The organism is Actinomadura barringtoniae (assembly GCF_017573505.1).
GTDB lineage: Bacteria > Actinomycetota > Actinomycetes > Streptosporangiales > Streptosporangiaceae > Spirillospora > Spirillospora barringtoniae.
The window spans coordinates 110,914-127,708 of record NZ_JAGEOJ010000012.1 but is presented as its reverse complement, the minus strand read 5'-3'; the positions used below and the strand labels follow the sequence as shown (position 1 = coordinate 127,708).

Genomic DNA, 16,795 nt, shown 5'->3' with positions numbered 1-16,795 from the left:
TCCGGAGGCATCACAGTTGCGGGACAGCGCCGGGATCACACCGGACTTCGCTCCATGGGCGCGCGTGAACAGCCACGTTATCAGCCGTTGTGGGGGACTCCGGGCCACGGGTGGCCGGATCGGAGTGAGCACTCACTTCGGTCTTGACGGAGTGAGTGCTCACTCCGTACCGTGGAGGCATGGACACCCCGACCACCCGGCGCCGTGCGCCGGGGATGAGCCCCGACCAGCGCCGGGAGATGATCATCCGTACCGCCGTGCCGCTGGTCGCCGAACACGGCGCGGCCGTCACCACCGGGCAGATCGCGCGCGCCGCCGGGATCGGCGAGGCGACGATCTTCCGCGTGTTCGCCGACAAGGACGAACTGCTGGACGCCTGCGTCGCCGAGGTGCTGCGCAACGACCACGTGCTGAACGAGATCCGTTCCATCTCGCTGGAGCTGCCGCTGGCCGAGCGGCTCGCCGAGGCGGGCGCGGCGATCGACGCCTACCTGGCCCGCATGGGCATGGTCATCTCCGCGCTCTACGCGAGCGGGCGCCGAGGGCGCGGCAGCCACGGCGGCGGCGAGCAGGCCGACGCCGGGCTCGACCGCACCGCCGCCATGGAGCAGACGCTCGAAGCGATCTCCGAGCTCTTCGAGCCCGAACGGGAGTCGCTGCGCCTGCCGCCCGAGCAGATCTCGGCGGTCTTCATGGGCCTGACGTTCAGCCGCACCCGCGCCGTCAGCGAGACCAGGGTCTCGGTGGAGGACACCATCGACATGTTCCTGCACGGCGCGCTGAAGGCCGAGGAGAACGCGTGACCATCACCTTGAACCACACCATCGTTCCCGCCGTCGACAACGACGAGGCGGCACGGTTCTTCGCCACGGTGATGGGCCTGGACTACACCGGCCCGCACCCGCACGCCACCCACTTCGTGCCCATCCGCGTGAACGGCGAGCTCACACTCGACTTCATGACCGTGCCGGACGCGCAGGGCCACCACCTGGCGTTCGACGTCGACGCGGCCACGTTCGAGAACGTCGTGGAGCGCCTGTGGCAGCGCAGCATCCCGTTCGGCGACGAGCCCGCGCACCCGGCGAACGGCCAGATCGCCGAACCCCACCCGCTGGGCGCCCGCGCCCTCTACTTCGCCGACCCCACCGGCAACCTCTACGAAGTCATCGCCACCGACGGCTAGGCGGTGAGGGTTTTGAGGAAGGTGCGGGTGCGGACGCCTTCGTCGCGGGGGAGGAACTCGCCGGCGACGAAGTCGGTGACGCCGGCCTTGGCGAGCTCTTCGAGCTTGGCGCCCACGGTGTCCTCGTCGCCGATGATCGCGAGGTCGGCGGGGCCCGCGGCGCCCTCGCGGTCCATCATCGCCCGGTAGGACGGCAGCGTTCCGTACACCGCGAAGGCCTTGCCCGCGCGGGCGTGCGCGGCCTCGACGTCGTCGGTCACGCCGACCGGCAGCACGCACACGATGCGCGGCGCGGCGCGTCCGGCGGCCTCGGCGGCGGCCGTGATCGTGGGCGCGATGTGCTCCTTCACGGTGGTCGGCCCGGTCATCCAGAGGATCGTGCCGTCGGTGCGTTCGGCGGCCAGCTGGAGCATCTTCGGGCCGAGCGCCGCGAGGAGGACGGGGACGCGGCCCTCGCTCGGGGTGGTCAGGCCGATCTGGCCCTTCACGGTCTCGCCGGTGAAGGCCACGGGCTGGTTGTCCAGGAGCGGGAGGAGGACCGACAGGTACTCGTCCATGTGCCGCAGCGGGCGCTTGAACGAGTAGCCGTACATCTCCTCGATGACGATCTGGTGGGACAGGCCGATGCCGAGCGTAAGGCGGCCGGGCCCGGTCGCCGCGGCGGTGGTGCGCGCCTGCTGCGCCAGGACGGCCGGGTGTCGCGGATAGGTCGGTACGACGGCGGTGCCCACTTCGATGCCCGGCACCTGGCTGCCCGCGACGGCGAGCGAGGTGAGCGCGTCCAGGCCGAAGATGTTCGACAGCCACGCGGAGGAGAACCCGTCGTCGGCCGCGCGCTTCAGGTCGCCGGTCAGCTTGACCAGGGCGTCCGGGCCGCTCCGCTCGCTGAGAGACACTCCGATACGCACCATTACCTCCAGAGTTGCCTGACTGTACCCAGTCGATCCTGTCACAGCGTTCAAGCGCGATCACGGCTGGGGCGGCCTCGGCCGGAGCGATCGTCCGGCCGGTCTCGGCGATCGCTCCACTGGGCTGCGAAGTCGTCGATATGGTCGCAACAATTCGCATTTGCGCGCGTTCGCTGCGCACGTTTCCGCTGGGGGAGTCGATGAGCGCCGCCGACAAGAGCAACGCCTATCTGGAGCAGGTCGTCGCGCAGCAGGCGGTGCTCGAGGACGACCTCAAGGCCCGGCCGCGACGTGCCGCGGCTGTCGCGCCGGGGGCTCCTCCGATGCCGCCTGCGCCTGCGCCCGCGGGCGCGCCGGGCGTCGCGGGCGGGTCGCGGTCGCCGGGGCCGCTGGCCAAGCGTGAACGGTCTCTGGGCGCCGCGGCTCCCGACAAATCGGGCACGGGGCCGGTGGACGTGCGGATCAGCGGCGTCTGGCGCTGGAAGAACGTGCTCGTGCCGCCGAACGCGTTCGTCGTCCACACGCGGCGCGGCCGGGAGGCGCCGCTGCACATCGGGCTGGGCGTCTCGTTCCGCTTCAATCCGTCGACCGACTCGTTCCTGGTCGTGCCGGGCGCGACGCAGACCATCCTGATCAACGCGTACTGCATCTGCCAGGAGCTGCAGGGCGTCCTGGTGCAGGGGTACGTGCAGTGGATCATCCAGGACTTCGCCGTCGCGTACCGCAAGCTCGACTTCGGCGACGCCGAGGACCCGATGCGCCTGGTCAACCTCCAGCTCAAGGAGCAGGCCGAGGCCGCGATCAAGGACAAGGTCTCCACGATGGGCGTCCGGGACGTTCTGAGCGACAAGCAGCCCATCATCGAGGAGCTGACCGCCCGTCTGCGCGCCGTGGCCGAGGGTGAGGAGAGCGGCGACCAGGGCCTCGGGCTGCGGATCGTCACCGTGCAGATCAAGGAGGCCGTGGTCAGCTCGTCGCGGCTCTGGGAGAACCTCCAGAAGCCCTACCGCGCCGAGCAGGGCCAGGTGGCCCGGCTGGCCGAGCTGCAGGCCGAGGAGATCGTCGCCCAGCGCGAGATGGCCGCCGAACGCCTCAAGGAGACCCAGCGCCTGGAGCACGAACGTGAGCTGGCCGAGCTGCGGGCGCGGAACGAGGCGCAGCACTTCGACACCGAGACCGCCGAGCAGCTCCGCCGCGCCAAGCGCAAGCACGACGACGCCCGCGAGGTCGCCGAGCTGGAGACCGAGACCACGCGGCACGCGCTGCGGATGGAACGCGACCGCAACGCCGAGGAGGCCGAGACCGCGCGGCTGCGCGCCGAGCTCAAGCGGCTGGAACTGGACGCCGAGCTGGCCATGTCGATCGCACGGGCGCGGTCCCGCCATGATCAGGCCCTGCTGGAGCTGGAACGCGAGCTGTCCCGGGCGGCGATGGAGAACAACCGGACCCCGGCCAGCATCCAGGCCTCCCTGGTCGCCTCCCTGCCGGAGATCGTCGAGAAGCTCCCGAAGCCGACCGAGCTCCGTTCCGTGGCCATCGGCGACTCCGCCGACCCGACCAGCCTCCCGGCCCTCATAGCCCAGCTCACCGCGACCATCGCCGCCCTGCGCTCGGCCGGCGAGACCACCCCCTAGCAGGGGCCGCTGGTATCGAGATTCCTCGAATCGTCGTCGTGACCTTTATGATCGGGGGTGACGACCTATGAAGACACGCGATGAACTGTCCCCTGACACCTCGGCCGAGCTGCTCGAGGTGTTCAAGGCGCTGGCCAACCCCGTGCGGCTGCAACTGCTCCAGTGGCTCCGCAACCCCGAGGAGCACTTCCCGGTCGAAGAGGCCATCGCCGACCCCCACGAGGTCGGCGTCTGCGTGAGCCACATCCAGGCCAAGACCGGCCTCGCCCAGTCGACCGTGTCCGCCTACATGGCCTCCCTGGAACGAGCCGGTCTCGTCCGTTCCACCCGAGTAGGCAAGTGGACCCACTACCGCAGGGACGAAGAACGCATCGCCCAGGTAGTAGGCGTCCTAAGCCACTCCCTCTAGCAGACGCCTAGCCCCGCCGGGGCTAGGGCTCGCGGCGGGGGTCGCTGGTTACGCGGGTCTGGCCTTCCATGAAGAAATCGTAGAGCGCGGTCGACCCCGGAATGGCGTGCAGGGGGCGCGTCGCGCCGAACGGGGCGTTCCAGAACGTGCCGACGCGGGGCTGCCAGGGGCCGACGTAGGCGTACGGCTCGCCGAGGTAGTCATCGCCGGGGGAGACCCCATAGTTGACCTCGTCGACCGTGATACCCAGGTCGAAGTGCTCGGGCCAGAGCACGGGCGTGAGGTCGGCTGCCAGGCGGCGCAACGCCTCGTCTCCCCAGGCGAACGCTTGCGCGATCTGCTCGGCCGCCTTGGCGTCCAGGTCGATGACAGCGTCCACGTGGGCTCCGCTGCCGTCCTTATAGAGACCTTCGGGCGCTCCGGGCTCTACCCCTGCCGCCGAAGCGGCCTCGCGGTAGGTCGTCCCGTTCAGCGGAATCGCCACCTCACCGGCCATCAGGTTGGTGCCCTCGATGTGCAGGCTGGGTGTGGTGATCGTGCCGAAGCCGCCGGGCTTGGGGCGCAGGCGGATGGTCTCGCTCTGCCGGTGCTGCGGCCCGGCGAGCAGCAGTTCCGCTACGCCGTGAAGGGCGCGGCGGGTGGTGACCAACGTCGATTCGGTGTCCATGTCGCGATCCTCCGCACTCGGGTCCTCGCCCCAACCCTGCGGGCCTTGAGCCCATTCCCCATAGGAAGGCCGTACCTCGGAGCCTCGGCCCTCATCGTAGGCATCCAGGCCGTTCGGTCTAGGCGGCGCGCTAGCCGTCCTCGTCCCGTGTCCACCTGGAAAGGTCGTCCACCGGCTGCGGAAGCCTGCCCTCCAGCCAGCCCGCGCACGTTCCAGGACGGAAGGCCGGGTCCTGCGTCTCGATGACCCAGGACAGGTGGTCGCCGGGGCCGCCGTTCAGGTAGGGCGGGGGAGAGACCGGCTTGAAGACCGTCGGCAGCCGTTCATTGAGGGACAGGTAGTTCAGAACGTGGCCGAACTCCTGCACGACGTGCCAGGCCAGCGCGTGGCCGGTGTCGATCTCGAACTTCACCCACCAGCGCCCCTCATCGTCGGCCCCGTGCCCGACGGACGGCCCGACCGCCGGCACCCGCGCCAGGTAGTCGAGCAGCTTGGTGAACGCACGATCATCCACCCGCCGTACGCTACCGAAGCCGTCCACCCCGCACGTGCCGCCCATGTCATCGCCTGCGCTGTCTTGCGTCATCGCATATGCCGCCGCAGTGTCATCACATGCGCCGCCCGGTGTCATCGGGCGGCAGCCTCGGCGTCATCGCACGTAGTGCTGGTGTCGACGCACGTGGTGCCGCGGCGTCGTTGCACGTGCCGCCCCGGTTTCATGGGACGTACCGCCCCGGCGGTCATCACATGAGCCGCCCGGTGTCATCGCACGTGGCGCGGCGGCGTTGTCCATGTGCCGCCCCGGCGTCCATCGGACGTGCGGCCCCGGCGTTATTGCATGGGCCGCGCCGTGTCATCGCATGCGCGGCCCTGTGTCGCCGTACGTGGTGCCGCGGCGTTGTCGCGGGCGGCGCCCCGGTGTCGAGCACGGGGAGTAATGCCTGATCATAGGGGTGTGGCAACCCCTGAACCGCTCTCCCTCTTCGCCAGTGACGGCGTACGGATCGACGCCGGTCACCTGCCGGGACCGACCGGCGGGACGTGCTTTGTGATCGCCCACGGGTTCACCTGCTCGTGGCGGCAGCCCGCGCTCCAGGAGATCGCCGAGATCCTTCATCGGCGCGGCGGCGTGATCGGGTTCGACTTCCGGGGGCATGGCCGTTCCGGAGGCCGTACGACGGTCGGCGACCGGGAGGTCCTGGACCTGGAGGCCGCCGTATCCGCCGCCCGCCGCCGCGGCTACGAGCGCATCGCCGTGGTCGGGTTCTCCATGGGCGGTGCGGTCGCCGTCCGCCACGCCGCCCTCTACGGCGGCGTCGACGCGGTCGTCTCGGTCAGCGCGCCCGCCCGCTGGTACTACCGCGGAACGGTTCCGATGCGCCGCGTTCACTGGGCGATCGAACGCCGCGTCGGCCGCCTGGCCGTCCGCCTCGCCCGGGGCACCCGCATCGCCCCGGACGGCTGGAACCCCGTGCCGGAGGCGCCGCACGAGATCGCCGGCGAGATCTCACCCACGCCGCTGCTGGTCGTGCACGGCGACGCGGACCCGTTCTTCCCGCTGGAGCACGCCCACCAGCTCTACGACGCGGCCCGCGACCCGCGGGAGCTGTGGGTCGAGCCCGGCTTCGGCCACGCCGAGGTCGCCGCCACCCCTGACCTGATCGAACGCATCGGAGCCTGGGCTACCTCCGGCTCCTGACCGGTCTCACTCGCCGGTCTCCCCGTCCACCGCCTCGCGCATCAGATCGGCGTGGCCGTTGTGCCGGGCGTACTCCTCGATCATGTGGCAGAGGATCCACCGCAGGCTCGGCGCCCGCCCGTCGGGCCAGCCGCGTGCGGCGAGCTGCCCCAGGTCCCCCTTGTCGAGCGCCTCAGCGACCGCCGCGCGAGAGCGTTCCACCGACTCCTGCCACTGCGCGAACAGTTCCTCGGGCGAGTCGTCGGCGGCCGACTCCCACTCCCAGTCGGGCTGCGCTTTCCAGTCCACCTCCCGCCAGGGCGACGCCTTCTCCCGGCCCAGCAGATCATGGGTGAACCAGTCGTCCTCGACGTACGCCATGTGCTTGAGCAGCCCGCCAAGGGTCATCGTCGAGGCCGCCACGGTCACCCGCAGCCCCGCCGCGTCCAGACCCCGGCACTTCCACGCCAAGGTGGCGCGCTGGTAGTCGAGAAACCCCAGCAGCGTGGCCGTCTCGTCCCCGTTCGCCGGCGGTTCCGGCCGCCCGAACTCATCCAGCTCGCTCATGCCAGCGGAGTGTACCGAGCAATGATCACGGGTCAGTGGTGTGGTCTATGCGGCCCAGCCAGGCGTCTTGGTCGTCTGCCAGGGGTTGCTGGAGCGGCAGGGGGAGGAAGTAGCAGGCGAAGGTCATCCCGGCGTCGCCGCCGTCGCCGCTGACCGCGTGATGCCACGCGTCCGCCGTGTCCGCGGGCGCCTGGAGGTGGAAGTAGGTGGTCCGGCGTGGCTCGCCGGTGTCGGGGTGGGGCTTGTCCTCCACGGTGAGCGCCCGGACCACCCGTGCGGTGGTGAGCCCGGTCTCCTCGGCTACCTCGCGCAGGACCGCCCGTTCCAGCTCCTCGCCTGGCTCAACGCCGCCCGCGGGGATCTGCGTCCCGGCCCGGGGGATGCCGACGTGATCGAAGACCAGGAGCTCCGGAACGGCCCGCTCTCTGATCACATAGGCGGCGACGCGCCTTCTCGGTCGTGTCATCCGGCCTCTTCATGGTGAACGCGGCTGCTGTCAGTATCCCTGGTATGCCAAGTGATCAAGGGGTGCCGGACGAGGAGCCGCTCGTCGGAGACGGTGTGACGCCGAACATCACGCGCGTCGGAGACACCGTTCGCCGGCCGTTCAGGCCCTTCACTGCCACGATCCAGGCCTACCTTTCCCACCTTCACCGGGCTGGATTCTCCGGCGCCCCCGAGCCGCTGGGTATCGATGAGCGTGGGCGTGAGGTGCTCTCGTTCGTGTCGGGCGACGTACCGCGCGAGCCGCTCCCGCCCGAGGCGACGGGCGAGAACGTGCTTGCCGCCCTGGCCCGCCTGATCCGGCGCCTCCACGACGCCGCGCAGGGCTGGACGCCGCCCCGCGATGCGGTGTGGGCGACATTGCCGGGAACGCAGGACATCCCGTTCGTCGACACCGAGGCCGAGTTGGTCAGCCACCGCGACTACTGCCCCGGCAACGTGGTGTTCCGGGGTGGGCTACCCGCGGCCCTCATCGACTTCGACCTCGCCCGGCCGACCACCCGGATCTACGACATCGCCAACGCCCTTTATTGGTGGGCGCCGCTGCTGCATCCCGAGGACCGAACCCCAGCCCTGGTCGAGGCCGACATCCCACACCGCGCGGCAATATTCGCCGAGGCGTACGGGATGTCTGCCCAGCAGCGTCGCGCCCTGGTGCCGCTGGCCATCCGGATGATTCACCGCTTCCACCTGACGAGCCGTGCGGCCGCCGAGGCCGACCCGGTCTTCCGGCGCTTCTGGAGCGAGGGCGTTAAGGACCGCATGCCAAGGGCCGAAGCCTGGATAGCGCAAGAAGGCCCAGCAATCGCAGCCCGCCTCACCCACGGCCCGCCGTAGCAGGCCAACCCATATACCCAGAACTGGCTCCGGGCCTGGCGGGCCTGGAGCCAGTGCAGGTGTCAGGTCGTTGCCAGGTCGGCGGTGCGGTCGGCGGTGCGGTCGGCGGTGCGGTCGGCCGTCGGATTTGTTATCCCGTCGACGGTCAGGTCCGTGGCCGGCGTCGGGGGGAGGCCGACGGGGGTGTGGCGCTGGCGTTCGGCCCAGCGGACGGCCGGGGCCATGGCGAAGCCGGCGGTCAGGAACGTGGCGCCCAGGATGAGCCAGCCCGGCGTGCCCCAGCCGAGGATCAGGGTGGTGAGGAGGAGCGGGCCGAGCGTACGGGCGACCGGGGCGCCCATTCCGAAGAAGCCCTGGTACTGGCCCTGGCGGTGGGAGGGGGCCAGGCCGAAGCTGATCTCCCAGGCGCCCGAGGCGAGCAGCATCTCGCCGACGACCTGCAGGAGCGCGGCGGCGATCAGGACGAGGGCGGCGCCCCAGGCGGAACGGCCGTGGGCCGAGAGGGCGAAGACCGCGCAGGAGGCGAGCATCACCGCGCCCGACAGGCGGACGAAGCGGGCCGCGGTGCGCAGGCCGTTCACCCGTCCGGCCACCCGAACCTGGAACATCACCACGGTCAGCATGTTGATCACCAGCAGGGCGGAGACGATCCAGCGGGGCGCGTCGGTGCGCTGCACGATCCACAGCGGCATGATCAGGCTGAGCATCGGCATGTAGAGCATCATGACCGCGTTGACCAGCGAGACCAGGGCGTACGGCCGGTCCCGGAGCACGGCCAGCTTCGGCTCGCCCGCCGGTCCCTCGGGCACCGGGGGAACGGACGGCAGCCGCATCAGGACGAGGGCCGTGACCAGGAAGCTGGCCGCGTCCAGCGCGAAGACGGTGAGGTAGGCGCCCTCGGTGTCGAACTGCAGCGCCAGGCCGCCCAGCGCCGCGCCGACCGCCAGCCCGGCGTTCGTCATCGACTGGATGAACGCGCGGATCTCAGTCCGCCGACCCTTGTCGACCAGCCCGGCGAGCAGCGCCTGCTGCGCGGCCGACAGCCCGCTGTGGCAGCTCGCCCACACCGTGGCGACCAGTACGAACGGCGCGAACGACCGTACGACCAGGAACATCGCCACGGCCGCGGCCGTCGCGACCGCGAGCAGCACGGTCGTCCCCTTGGGGCCCCGCCGGTCGGCGAGGGCGCCGAGCGGCACGCCCGCGAACGCGCCCACGGCCCACGCGAAGGTCAGGGCGAGGCCCACCTGCGCGGTCGACACGCCGACGACACGGATGAAGAACAGCGCGGAGCACACGAGGAACCCGCCGTAGCCGATGGAGCTGGCGAGCTGGGCGAACGCGAGGACCCGTCCCGGCCCCGGGGGAGGCGCGAACCTGCCGATGATCTGCTTCACACCGCAACGATAAGGCGGACACTTGGCGCGGCGTAAGCTCCAAATACCGGCAAACCAATGGGGCCAAATTGGATCTTCATATCAGCCTGGACGACCGGGGTGACCTGGCCGCACGCATTTACAGGCAGATTCTGGACGCCATCCTGGACGGGCGTCTACCGCCGGGTGAGCGCGTACCCCCGAGCCGCGAGCTCGCCGAGCGCCTCAGCGTCTCCCGCAACACGGTGGCGTCGGCCTACGAACGCCTCACGGCCGAGGGGTTCCTCAACGGCCGCGCAGGCGCCGGAACGTTCGTACGCGACGAGCCCCTGACGACCCGGCGCCCACGCAACGCCCCCGCCGGTGGCATTCGCCCCCGCCGCACCTGGAGGCACCTCGATCTCCTGGCCGATGAGCCCGGCAACCCGCCGCCCCCCTTCGACCTCCGCGTGGGAACCCCCGACGCCGCGCTGTTCCCACTGGAGACCTGGCGGCGCCTGGTGTCTCGCGAGCTGAGGCCCGCCAACCTCGCGGCCGGAAGCTACAGTTCCCCGGCAGGGCACTCCGCCCTCCGCGAAGCGATAGCCCGCTACATCGGCGTCTCCCGCGCCGTACGCGCCGAGGCCGAGGACATCGTCGTCACTCAAGGCGCCCAGCAGGCCCTGGACCTGATCGGCCGCGTTCTCCTGGAGCCAGGAGACATCGTCGCCGTGGAAGAGCCCGGCTATCCACCGGCCCGAAGGCTCTTCGAATCCCAAGGCGCCCGCGTCGTAGGCGTACCCGTGGACGCCGAGGGCATAGACGTGGCCGCCCTGCCCAAGGCACCCCTCGTCTACGTGACTCCCTCCCACCAGTTCCCCCTGGGAACCCCCATGTCCCTGAGCCGCCGCGCCGCCCTCCTGGCCTGGGCCGAACGCAACAAGGCCGTCATCATCGAGGACGACTACGACAGCGAGTTCCGCTTCTCCGACCGCCCCCTGGAGCCCCTCCAAAGCCTCGACCGCTCCGGCCGAGTCCTCTACGTGGGCTCGTTCTCCAAAACCCTGCTCCCCATGCTCCGCGTCGGCTTCCTGGTAGCGCCCGCCTCCCTCCACCAAGCCCTTCACGTTGCCAAGCAACTAACCGACTGGCACGGCGACATGACCACCCAAGGCGCCCTGGCCCGCTTCATCAACGAGGGCCTCCTCTCTCGCCACATCCGCAAGGCCGCCCGCGAATACGCAGCCCGCCACGAGCAGATCCTCACAACCCTGGAAAGCCTCCCCGACCTCCTACAGCCAATCCCCTCCTCCGCAGGCCTCCACCTATCCGCCCGCCTGAGCCCCCACCTCAACCCCACCGACGTCCTAACCCGCGCCCGCCAAACCGGCGTAGCCGTAGAGTCCCTGACCCCCTACTGCGCAGACACCCCACAAAACGGCCTAGTAATCGGTTACGGCGCCATCCCAACCAGCAAAGTCCCCGAAGCCCTCCGCCGCCTAACCACCACCCTCCACCCCTAACCCACCCGCACGATCCCGCCCAGTCACACCCCACCGCCCCACCTACGGTCCCGCTCCCACGTGCCCGCCCCCACGCGCCCACCTTCACGTGCCCCTCCACGTGCCCACCTTCACGTGCCCGCCCCCACGTGCCCGCCCCCACGCATAGCGCGCGGCTGACCGTGATGCCGCACCCGCACAGCGTCACGCCTGGTCGTACAGTGCTGCACCGACTCCCACAGGGTTGCGCGCATGTGGTGCCGCGCCCGTACTCACTGCGCTGCTCCTCGCGCTCGTGATGCCGTGTCCCCACGCAGAGCGCTTGAACGCATGGTTGCGACGGCCACGCACGATGCTGTGCCCAAACATGGTGCTGTTCCTGCACAGTGATGCTGCGCCCATACAGCGTTGCGCGCACTTGTACAGCGCTGCGCTCGCGCGCGAGAACAGGCCTGCGCCCCACGCGAGGCTGCGCCGGCTGGCATCGCCGCGCCGCCACGTGTGGTGGCGCGCCCGTGGGCATGGTGCTGAGGCTGCTCGCGCGCTGCTGCATCCGCTCGGCGCCCCGCCTGAGCGCGTAGTGCCGCGCTCGCATGTGATGCTGCACCTGCTCGCACAGTGCTTTGGTGTTGCACCCGTGCTCACAGCGCTGTGACTCGTGCGCCCGCTGGCATGGTCGCGTAGGCGCGCACGGGGTGCCACGCACGCCCGCATGCTGCTGCGCCCGCACGGGATGCTGCGCCGTACAGCGCTGCGCGCGCTCGCACCTCGCTGTTGCGCTCGCGCGCGTGGCGCTGCCGCCCGCGTGCTTTGATGCGCCCGCGCCCACTGCGCTACTGCGCCGCACCGCGCGTGGCGCTGCACCCGCACGTGTGCCCGTACTGACAGCCCGCGCCTGCGTGCGATGCTGCGCTCTCGCCGACTGCGCTGCGCCCGCACGCGAGTGATGCTGCGTCCGAGCGTGGCGCTGCACCACGCACGCGTGTCGCTGCCCCCGCCCACCGCTGCGTCCGCATCCACTGTGCCGGGCCCGCGTGCGTGGTGCTGAGCACGTGCGAGATCTTGCGCCTGCCTGCGATGCTGCGCTCTCGCCGACTGGGCTGCGCCCGCACGCGAGTGATGCTGCGTCCGAGCGTGGCGCTGCACCACGCACGCGTGGCGCTGCCCCCGTAGGCGTGGCGCTGCGTCCGCCTACCGCTGCGTCCGCATCCACTGTGCCGGGCCCGCGTCCGTGGCGCCGAGCATGTGCGGGATGTTGGGCCTGCACAAGCGCTGCGACCGTGCTCACAGCGCCGCACCTGCGTGCGACGCCGTGCCGGGGAGGCGTTGCGGCCGCTCGCATCATGCTGCACTCACACAGCACTGCGTCTGCGCGTGATGCTGCGCCGTCGAGCGCTTGCGTCCGGACCTTCGGTGCTGTGTCCGGGCCTGCGGTGCTGCGTCCATTTTCATGGTTGCGCTGACACTCCTGGTGCGGCACGTACACAACGCCGCTGCGTTCGCGCCCTCTGCGCTCGCGCATGTGGGGGCTACCCGCATAGTGCTGCGACGTTCTCACAGCGCGACGGCGTGCTCGGGAGGCGTTGCGACCGCTTGAATCGTGCCGCACCCGCACAGCATTGCGTCTGCGCGTGATGCTGCGCCTGAACGTGAAGTGGTGCGCGGGTGTAGTGGCGCGGTGTCCGCCCCCGGGAGAGGCTGTTCGTTACTGGGGCTGTGCTGGTGGGCGGAGCGTTGCGTTCAGGGTTGTTGGCCATGACTGCGCTTGCTGTCTGAACGCGAGCCCAGATGGTGTGGCGGGCAAGTTCGTCTCGTTCACTCACGGTAGTTGTCCGTGGTTCTCTGTCACACTTGCCTGGCTGGGGCTGGGCATGAGTTGACAGCGTCTGTGGTTATTGCGAGCGACCGGGTGGCTGACGCCTCAGGGGTGAGGAGGTCAGGGTCTGGGACCTGGTGGCGGTCGGGGTGGGTGCCGACGGGGCTGCTGATGGTGACCAGCCATTGGTGTGCTGCGCTTGTACGGCGTGCCGGTGGTGGAGACGGCTGGGTTCATCGCCTATTTGGGGGTCGGGGTCGTCCTTCCCGGGGTGTTGTTGTGGCGGCTGCTGCGGGGGGCGATCGGGAGTGTTGGCTGAGGACCTCGCAGCGGGTACGGCGCTCGGCTATGCGGCGGAGTGGGCGCCTACATTGCGGCGCGGTGGGCTGGAGTTCCGCTGGCCTTTCTTGCGGTGCCGGTGGGCATTGTGGTGGCGAGCCTGAAGGTTCCGGGCTGGCGTGATCGCCGGCGACCCGCAGAACTCAGCCACCTAGCGGTTACCAGGGGACGGGGTTGGCGTGGCGGTCTAGGAACTGGAGGCCGGGGGCGCCGGCTTGTGCTTCGAGGACGTCGACTACTGCGGGGATGCTCTCCTTGGGGGTGAGGGGCGCGTTGGGGCCGCCGAGCTGAGTTTGGTTGTGGCCGGGGTCGATGAGCAGCTTGGTGTGGCCGTCGTTGGCGTGGCGGGTGGCGTAGCTGCGCATCAACTGGTTGAGCGCGGCCTTGCTGGCCTTGTAGAGCTCATAGCCGTCCTCGGTGTTGAGGGAGATGCTGCCCTGCTCTGAGGACATGACGGCAACGGTTCCGCCGGGTGTGACGAGGCCGCGGAGAGCTTCCAGGGCGCGCAGGGGGCTCAGCGCGTTGGTGATCATTACCTCGGTGAACATGTCCGTCGGGACCTTGTCGATGGGCAGGTTGCCCCGATCGATCGCGGCGTTGACGAAGAGCAGGTCGAGTTGGTGTCCGGTCAGGCGCTCGCGTAGGGCTGTCAGCTCTTCGGTGCTTGTCATCTCCAATGATTCGATCTTCAGGTGGCCGGGTGACGTCTCCGCGATCGCCTGGAGCCCGTCGGCGTTCTGGCGGGTTGTGGCGATCACTTGCCAGCCTCGTTGAACGAGCTCGGTGGCGAGGACCAGGCCGAGTCCGCGAGAGGCACCGATGATCAGGGCTTGGCGTTCAGGCATGGCTACTTCCTTGAAGCTAGACGCAACGTTGCGTCTAGCTTACATGCATGGGCGTGAGAGACGGTGTGCCGTGACTCGGGTTGCCAGGAGGTGGGCTGGCCGGCGGGTTAGGGGCAGGTAGCGGTTCTGGTGGGCTCGTCGGCCGGTAGTTGGGCTGTGGCGGGTTCGGCGATGTCTGGGGTGGCTGCTCTTGCGCCGGCTATGAGGAGCCAGAACTGATCTTGGTTCATGGTGGGCGGCGTTCCAGGTGGGTGTCATGGTTTCGGTCATGGAGATACGTGGGGCTGAGTCTGGGGATGCGGCTGGGGTGGCTTTGCTGCTGGGGCAGCTTGGTTATCCGGCTGAGGAGCGAGAGGTTGCTGAACGGATTGGTGAGTGGCGCGATTGTGCGTTGAGTTGTGTTCTGGTGGCGGTTGATGAGGGTGTTGCCGGGGTGGTTGCGCTGCATGCGGTTCCCTTCTTTGAGCGGGCCGGCAGGCGTGGGCGGGTTGTCTGCCTGGTGGTTGATGAGCGCGTGCGGGGGAGTGGGTTGGGCGGCCGGTTGCTTCGGGCCGCTGAGGGGGATGCGGAACGGCTCGGGTGCGTTGAGGTTGAGTTGACCAGCGCGCGTGAACGGGTTGAAGCGCATGGGTTTTATGGGCGCATGGGGTACCGGGATCGGTGCGGGGAGTCTGCTCGGTTTCTGCGGCTCCTTTAGGCCACTCGGATGGGGTTCTGCAGGCGGAAGAGGCGGGTGGCTATGTCGTCGATGGTTTCCGAGGGCGGGTCCCAGCCGTGCTCGAGCATGGCGGCGAGCAGGGCCTCCAGGTAGGGGGTCGGGTAGGTCAGGAAGTCGCGGGCCACGGGGATGACCTGCCAGTTCATGTGGGAGGCCAGCCAGCGGCGGCGGTGTTCGTCGTGGGCTCTTGCGGCTGTGCTCGAGTGGTGTTTCTCGCCGTCGTATTCGAGGCCGACGCGCAGGTCTTCGTAGCCCATGTCGATGTAGACCCAGTCGCCGTGCGGGCCCATCACGGGGATTTGGGTGCGGGGGCGCGGGAAACCGGCGTCGATGATGGTGACGCGAGCTCGGCTTTCGTTGGGGGACTCCGCGCCTGGATCGGTGAGGTCCAATGCTTGGTGCAGGCGTTTGGAGCGTTTGTAGCGGGCTAAGGGTGCTGCCATCGCGGCCAGGTCGGCGGGGTTCACGCCTTGGCGGACGAACTGGTCCAGGGCGGCGATGGCTTCTCGGCGGGGGAGCCAGCGGGCGCAGTCGAGTGCGGTGCGGGAGAGCGACGTTACGGGGATGCCGGCTCGTTGTGTTGTGTGGTGCTCGGGGAGGTCGGTCTCTACGACGTCGCAGGTGGGGTCGTAGAGGGCCGTTCCGGGCGGGACCAGTAACTCGATGCGCCAGTCGGATTGGAGTGATCCGGGTGGCAGGACGTCCAGACCCCAGAGCCATGCGGCGGATCGGTGACCGATCACGGCTTGGGGGTGGCGCTCGATCAGGTGAGCGGCGCGGGTGTTGAGGCTCATGTCGACGATGCTCGTCGAGGCGCAAGGGGTTCGGAAAGAGGTGCCGGAGATTGTGGATAACTCTGGTGATCTTGATCAGCGCTCGGGGGCTGGGAGCCAGGTGTTCGGGGCGGGTGGGGCTGGGGTCGGGAGTGCTTTGAGGAGTCTGGCCAGGTGGGGGTTGCGGTTCTCGCGGTGCCAGACGATGGACCAGACGTGGAGGGGAGTGGGGTCCACGAGGGGGATCCGGTGGATGCGCATGTCGTGGGGCAGGTCCGTGCCCTCCTCGCCGACCGCGATGGCGTGGTTCTCCCGGGCCATCTGCTCGCCGTAGTGACGCACGCCTACGGCCGGCTCGGTGAAACGGACCGGGATGTCGAAGTCGCGGCTCAGGTGCTCCAGGTAGGCGCGCCATTCGTGTGAGCCGGCGGGGTCGGGCATCGAGATGCCTGCTTCGCGTAGATCGGCCAGGGGGAGCGTTGTGCGGCCGGCGAATTGGTGGCCTGTCAGGACGAAGGCGTGGAGTTCTACGAGGAGGACTGGGCGGTGCGTTAGTTCGGCGGGCCAGGGCCGGCCCAGGTCGTGGACGCGGCCGAACGCGGCGTCCAGCTCTCCGTTCTGGATGGCGGGGAGGGAGTTCGCCAGACTCTGCCGCATGCTCGGCTCGATGCGTAGGCCGGGTATGCGCTGGGCCGTTTCGCGCAGGACCTTCAGGGGCGTGAAGCGTTCGGCGTAGACGTCGATGCGCAGTGGCTCTGGGGTCTGTACGGAGGCGATCGCCTTGTCGTACGCGGCCAGGGCCTGCTTGGCCAAGGGGAGAAACCGCTGCCCGTCAGGGGTGAGCTCTACCCTGCGCGTAGTGCGCTTGAACAGGGGAACGCCCAGGGCCTGTTCCAGGCGGCGGATTCGCTTGGAGAGCGCCTGCTGGGTCAGGAACAGCTTCGCTGCGGCACGGCCGAAGTGCAGTTCGTCGGCGGCGACCGTGAAGGCGAGCATGCCCTGGAGGTCGGGTTCCACGGAACCAGATTAACAACCCGAGGTTGTCAAAGGGTGCCGCGGA

At 69.6% G+C, this 16,795-nt stretch carries 17 protein-coding genes; 8 read left to right on the top strand and 9 right to left on the bottom strand.

Features of this window, described 5'->3' with window-relative positions; genetic code table 11:
- The first annotated feature begins 179 nt into the window (after positions 1–179).
- Positions 180–803, top strand: coding sequence for a TetR/AcrR family transcriptional regulator (locus tag J4573_RS28555; protein WP_243773706.1), 624 nt, complete (start codon positions 180–182; stop codon positions 801–803).
- A complete protein-coding gene (locus J4573_RS28550) occupies positions 800–1,183 on the top strand; it encodes a VOC family protein (protein ID WP_208258982.1) in 384 nt (127 codons plus the stop codon). The genes J4573_RS28555 and J4573_RS28550 overlap by 4 nt, the downstream gene beginning before the upstream one ends.
- Here J4573_RS28550 and J4573_RS28545 read toward each other — a convergent pair.
- Positions 1,180–2,094: a TIGR03564 family F420-dependent LLM class oxidoreductase gene (locus J4573_RS28545; protein ID WP_243773705.1), complete on the bottom strand. Its 915-nt coding sequence runs from the start codon at positions 2,092–2,094 to the stop codon at positions 1,180–1,182. The genes J4573_RS28550 and J4573_RS28545 overlap by 4 nt on opposite strands.
- A 197-nt stretch (positions 2,095–2,291) precedes the next feature.
- Here J4573_RS28545 and J4573_RS28540 point away from each other — a divergent pair, with 197 nt between their 5' ends.
- Both J4573_RS28540 and J4573_RS28535 read left to right on the top strand, forming a co-directional pair.
- A complete protein-coding gene (locus J4573_RS28540) occupies positions 2,292–3,725 on the top strand; it encodes an SPFH domain-containing protein (protein ID WP_208258981.1) in 1,434 nt (477 codons plus the stop codon).
- Positions 3,726–3,792: 67 nt separating this feature from the next.
- Positions 3,793–4,134, top strand: coding sequence for an ArsR/SmtB family transcription factor (locus J4573_RS28535; protein ID WP_208258980.1), 342 nt, complete (start codon positions 3,793–3,795; stop codon positions 4,132–4,134).
- 22 nt (positions 4,135–4,156) lie between these two features.
- Here the strand turns inward: J4573_RS28535 and J4573_RS28530 are convergent, their stop codons facing one another.
- Both J4573_RS28530 and J4573_RS28525 read right to left on the bottom strand, forming a co-directional pair.
- A complete protein-coding gene (locus J4573_RS28530) occupies positions 4,157–4,801 on the bottom strand; it encodes a hypothetical protein (RefSeq protein WP_208258979.1) in 645 nt (214 codons plus the stop codon).
- Positions 4,802–4,931: 130 nt separating this feature from the next.
- Positions 4,932–5,315, bottom strand: a complete 384-nt coding sequence (locus J4573_RS28525; protein ID WP_208258978.1) for a hypothetical protein — start codon at positions 5,313–5,315, stop codon at positions 4,932–4,934.
- 441 nt (positions 5,316–5,756) lie between these two features.
- On the opposite strand from J4573_RS28525, the gene J4573_RS28520 reads away from it, so the two are divergent.
- A complete protein-coding gene (locus J4573_RS28520) occupies positions 5,757–6,500 on the top strand; it encodes an alpha/beta hydrolase (RefSeq protein WP_307796964.1) in 744 nt (247 codons plus the stop codon).
- A 6-nt stretch (positions 6,501–6,506) separates the two neighbouring features.
- On the opposite strand, the gene J4573_RS28515 is transcribed toward J4573_RS28520, so the two are convergent.
- Positions 6,507–7,046, bottom strand: a complete 540-nt coding sequence (locus tag J4573_RS28515; protein WP_208258976.1) for a DinB family protein — start codon at positions 7,044–7,046, stop codon at positions 6,507–6,509.
- A 25-nt stretch (positions 7,047–7,071) separates the two neighbouring features.
- A complete protein-coding gene (locus J4573_RS28510; RefSeq protein WP_208258975.1) occupies positions 7,072–7,512 on the bottom strand; it encodes an NUDIX hydrolase in 441 nt (146 codons plus the stop codon).
- A gap of 62 nt (positions 7,513–7,574) precedes the next feature.
- Between J4573_RS28510 and J4573_RS28505 the strand changes: the two genes are divergently transcribed.
- Positions 7,575–8,387: a phosphotransferase enzyme family protein gene (locus J4573_RS28505; RefSeq protein WP_307796963.1), complete on the top strand. Its 813-nt coding sequence runs from the start codon at positions 7,575–7,577 to the stop codon at positions 8,385–8,387.
- Between the two features lie 62 nt (positions 8,388–8,449).
- Here J4573_RS28505 and J4573_RS28500 read toward each other — a convergent pair whose 3' ends face one another.
- Entirely contained in the window at positions 8,450–9,784 is a 1,335-nt protein-coding gene (locus J4573_RS28500; RefSeq protein WP_307796961.1) for an MFS transporter, read from the bottom strand.
- A gap of 68 nt (positions 9,785–9,852) precedes the next feature.
- Between J4573_RS28500 and pdxR the strand changes: the two genes are divergently transcribed.
- Positions 9,853–11,265 carry a MocR-like pyridoxine biosynthesis transcription factor PdxR gene (gene pdxR / locus J4573_RS28495; RefSeq protein WP_208258973.1) on the top strand — a complete coding sequence of 471 codons (1,413 nt, stop codon included), beginning with the start codon at positions 9,853–9,855 and terminating at the stop codon, positions 11,263–11,265.
- Between the two features lie 2,292 nt (positions 11,266–13,557).
- Here the strand turns inward: pdxR and J4573_RS28490 are convergent.
- Positions 13,558–14,244, bottom strand: a complete 687-nt coding sequence (locus tag J4573_RS28490) for an SDR family NAD(P)-dependent oxidoreductase (protein ID WP_208258972.1) — start codon at positions 14,242–14,244, stop codon at positions 13,558–13,560.
- 256 nt (positions 14,245–14,500) lie between these two features.
- Between J4573_RS28490 and J4573_RS56720 the strand changes: the two genes are divergently transcribed.
- Positions 14,501–14,941: a GNAT family N-acetyltransferase gene (locus tag J4573_RS56720; RefSeq protein ID WP_372442906.1), complete on the top strand. Its 441-nt coding sequence runs from the start codon at positions 14,501–14,503 to the stop codon at positions 14,939–14,941.
- Here the strand turns inward: J4573_RS56720 and J4573_RS28480 are convergent.
- Both J4573_RS28480 and J4573_RS28475 read right to left on the bottom strand, forming a co-directional pair.
- Positions 14,938–15,756, bottom strand: coding sequence for a type IV toxin-antitoxin system AbiEi family antitoxin (locus tag J4573_RS28480; RefSeq protein ID WP_208258970.1), 819 nt, complete (start codon positions 15,754–15,756; stop codon positions 14,938–14,940). The genes J4573_RS56720 and J4573_RS28480 overlap by 4 nt on opposite strands.
- 75 nt (positions 15,757–15,831) lie before the next feature.
- On the bottom strand, positions 15,832–16,752 hold the full coding sequence (locus J4573_RS28475) for a LysR family transcriptional regulator (RefSeq protein WP_208258969.1): 921 nt from the start codon (positions 16,750–16,752) through the stop codon (positions 15,832–15,834).
- Between the last annotated feature and the right edge of the window lie 43 nt (positions 16,753–16,795).

Coding starts and splice junctions, on each gene's coding strand:
- J4573_RS28555 (WP_243773706.1), top strand. CDS start 180: ATGGACACCCCGACCACCCGGCGCCGTGCGCCGGGGATGAGCCCCGAC.
- J4573_RS28535 (WP_208258980.1), top strand. CDS start 3,793: ATGAAGACACGCGATGAACTGTCCCCTGACACCTCGGCCGAGCTGCTC.
- J4573_RS56720 (WP_372442906.1), top strand. CDS start 14,501: ATGGTTTCGGTCATGGAGATACGTGGGGCTGAGTCTGGGGATGCGGCT.
- J4573_RS28480 (WP_208258970.1), bottom strand. CDS start 15,756: ATGAGCCTCAACACCCGCGCCGCTCACCTGATCGAGCGCCACCCCCAA.
- J4573_RS28545 (WP_243773705.1), bottom strand. CDS start 2,094: ATGGTGCGTATCGGAGTGTCTCTCAGCGAGCGGAGCGGCCCGGACGCC.
- J4573_RS28490 (WP_208258972.1), bottom strand. CDS start 14,244: ATGCCTGAACGCCAAGCCCTGATCATCGGTGCCTCTCGCGGACTCGGC.
- J4573_RS28510 (WP_208258975.1), bottom strand. CDS start 7,512: ATGACACGACCGAGAAGGCGCGTCGCCGCCTATGTGATCAGAGAGCGG.
- J4573_RS28540 (WP_208258981.1), top strand. CDS start 2,292: ATGAGCGCCGCCGACAAGAGCAACGCCTATCTGGAGCAGGTCGTCGCG.
- J4573_RS28530 (WP_208258979.1), bottom strand. CDS start 4,801: ATGGACACCGAATCGACGTTGGTCACCACCCGCCGCGCCCTTCACGGC.
- J4573_RS28515 (WP_208258976.1), bottom strand. CDS start 7,046: ATGAGCGAGCTGGATGAGTTCGGGCGGCCGGAACCGCCGGCGAACGGG.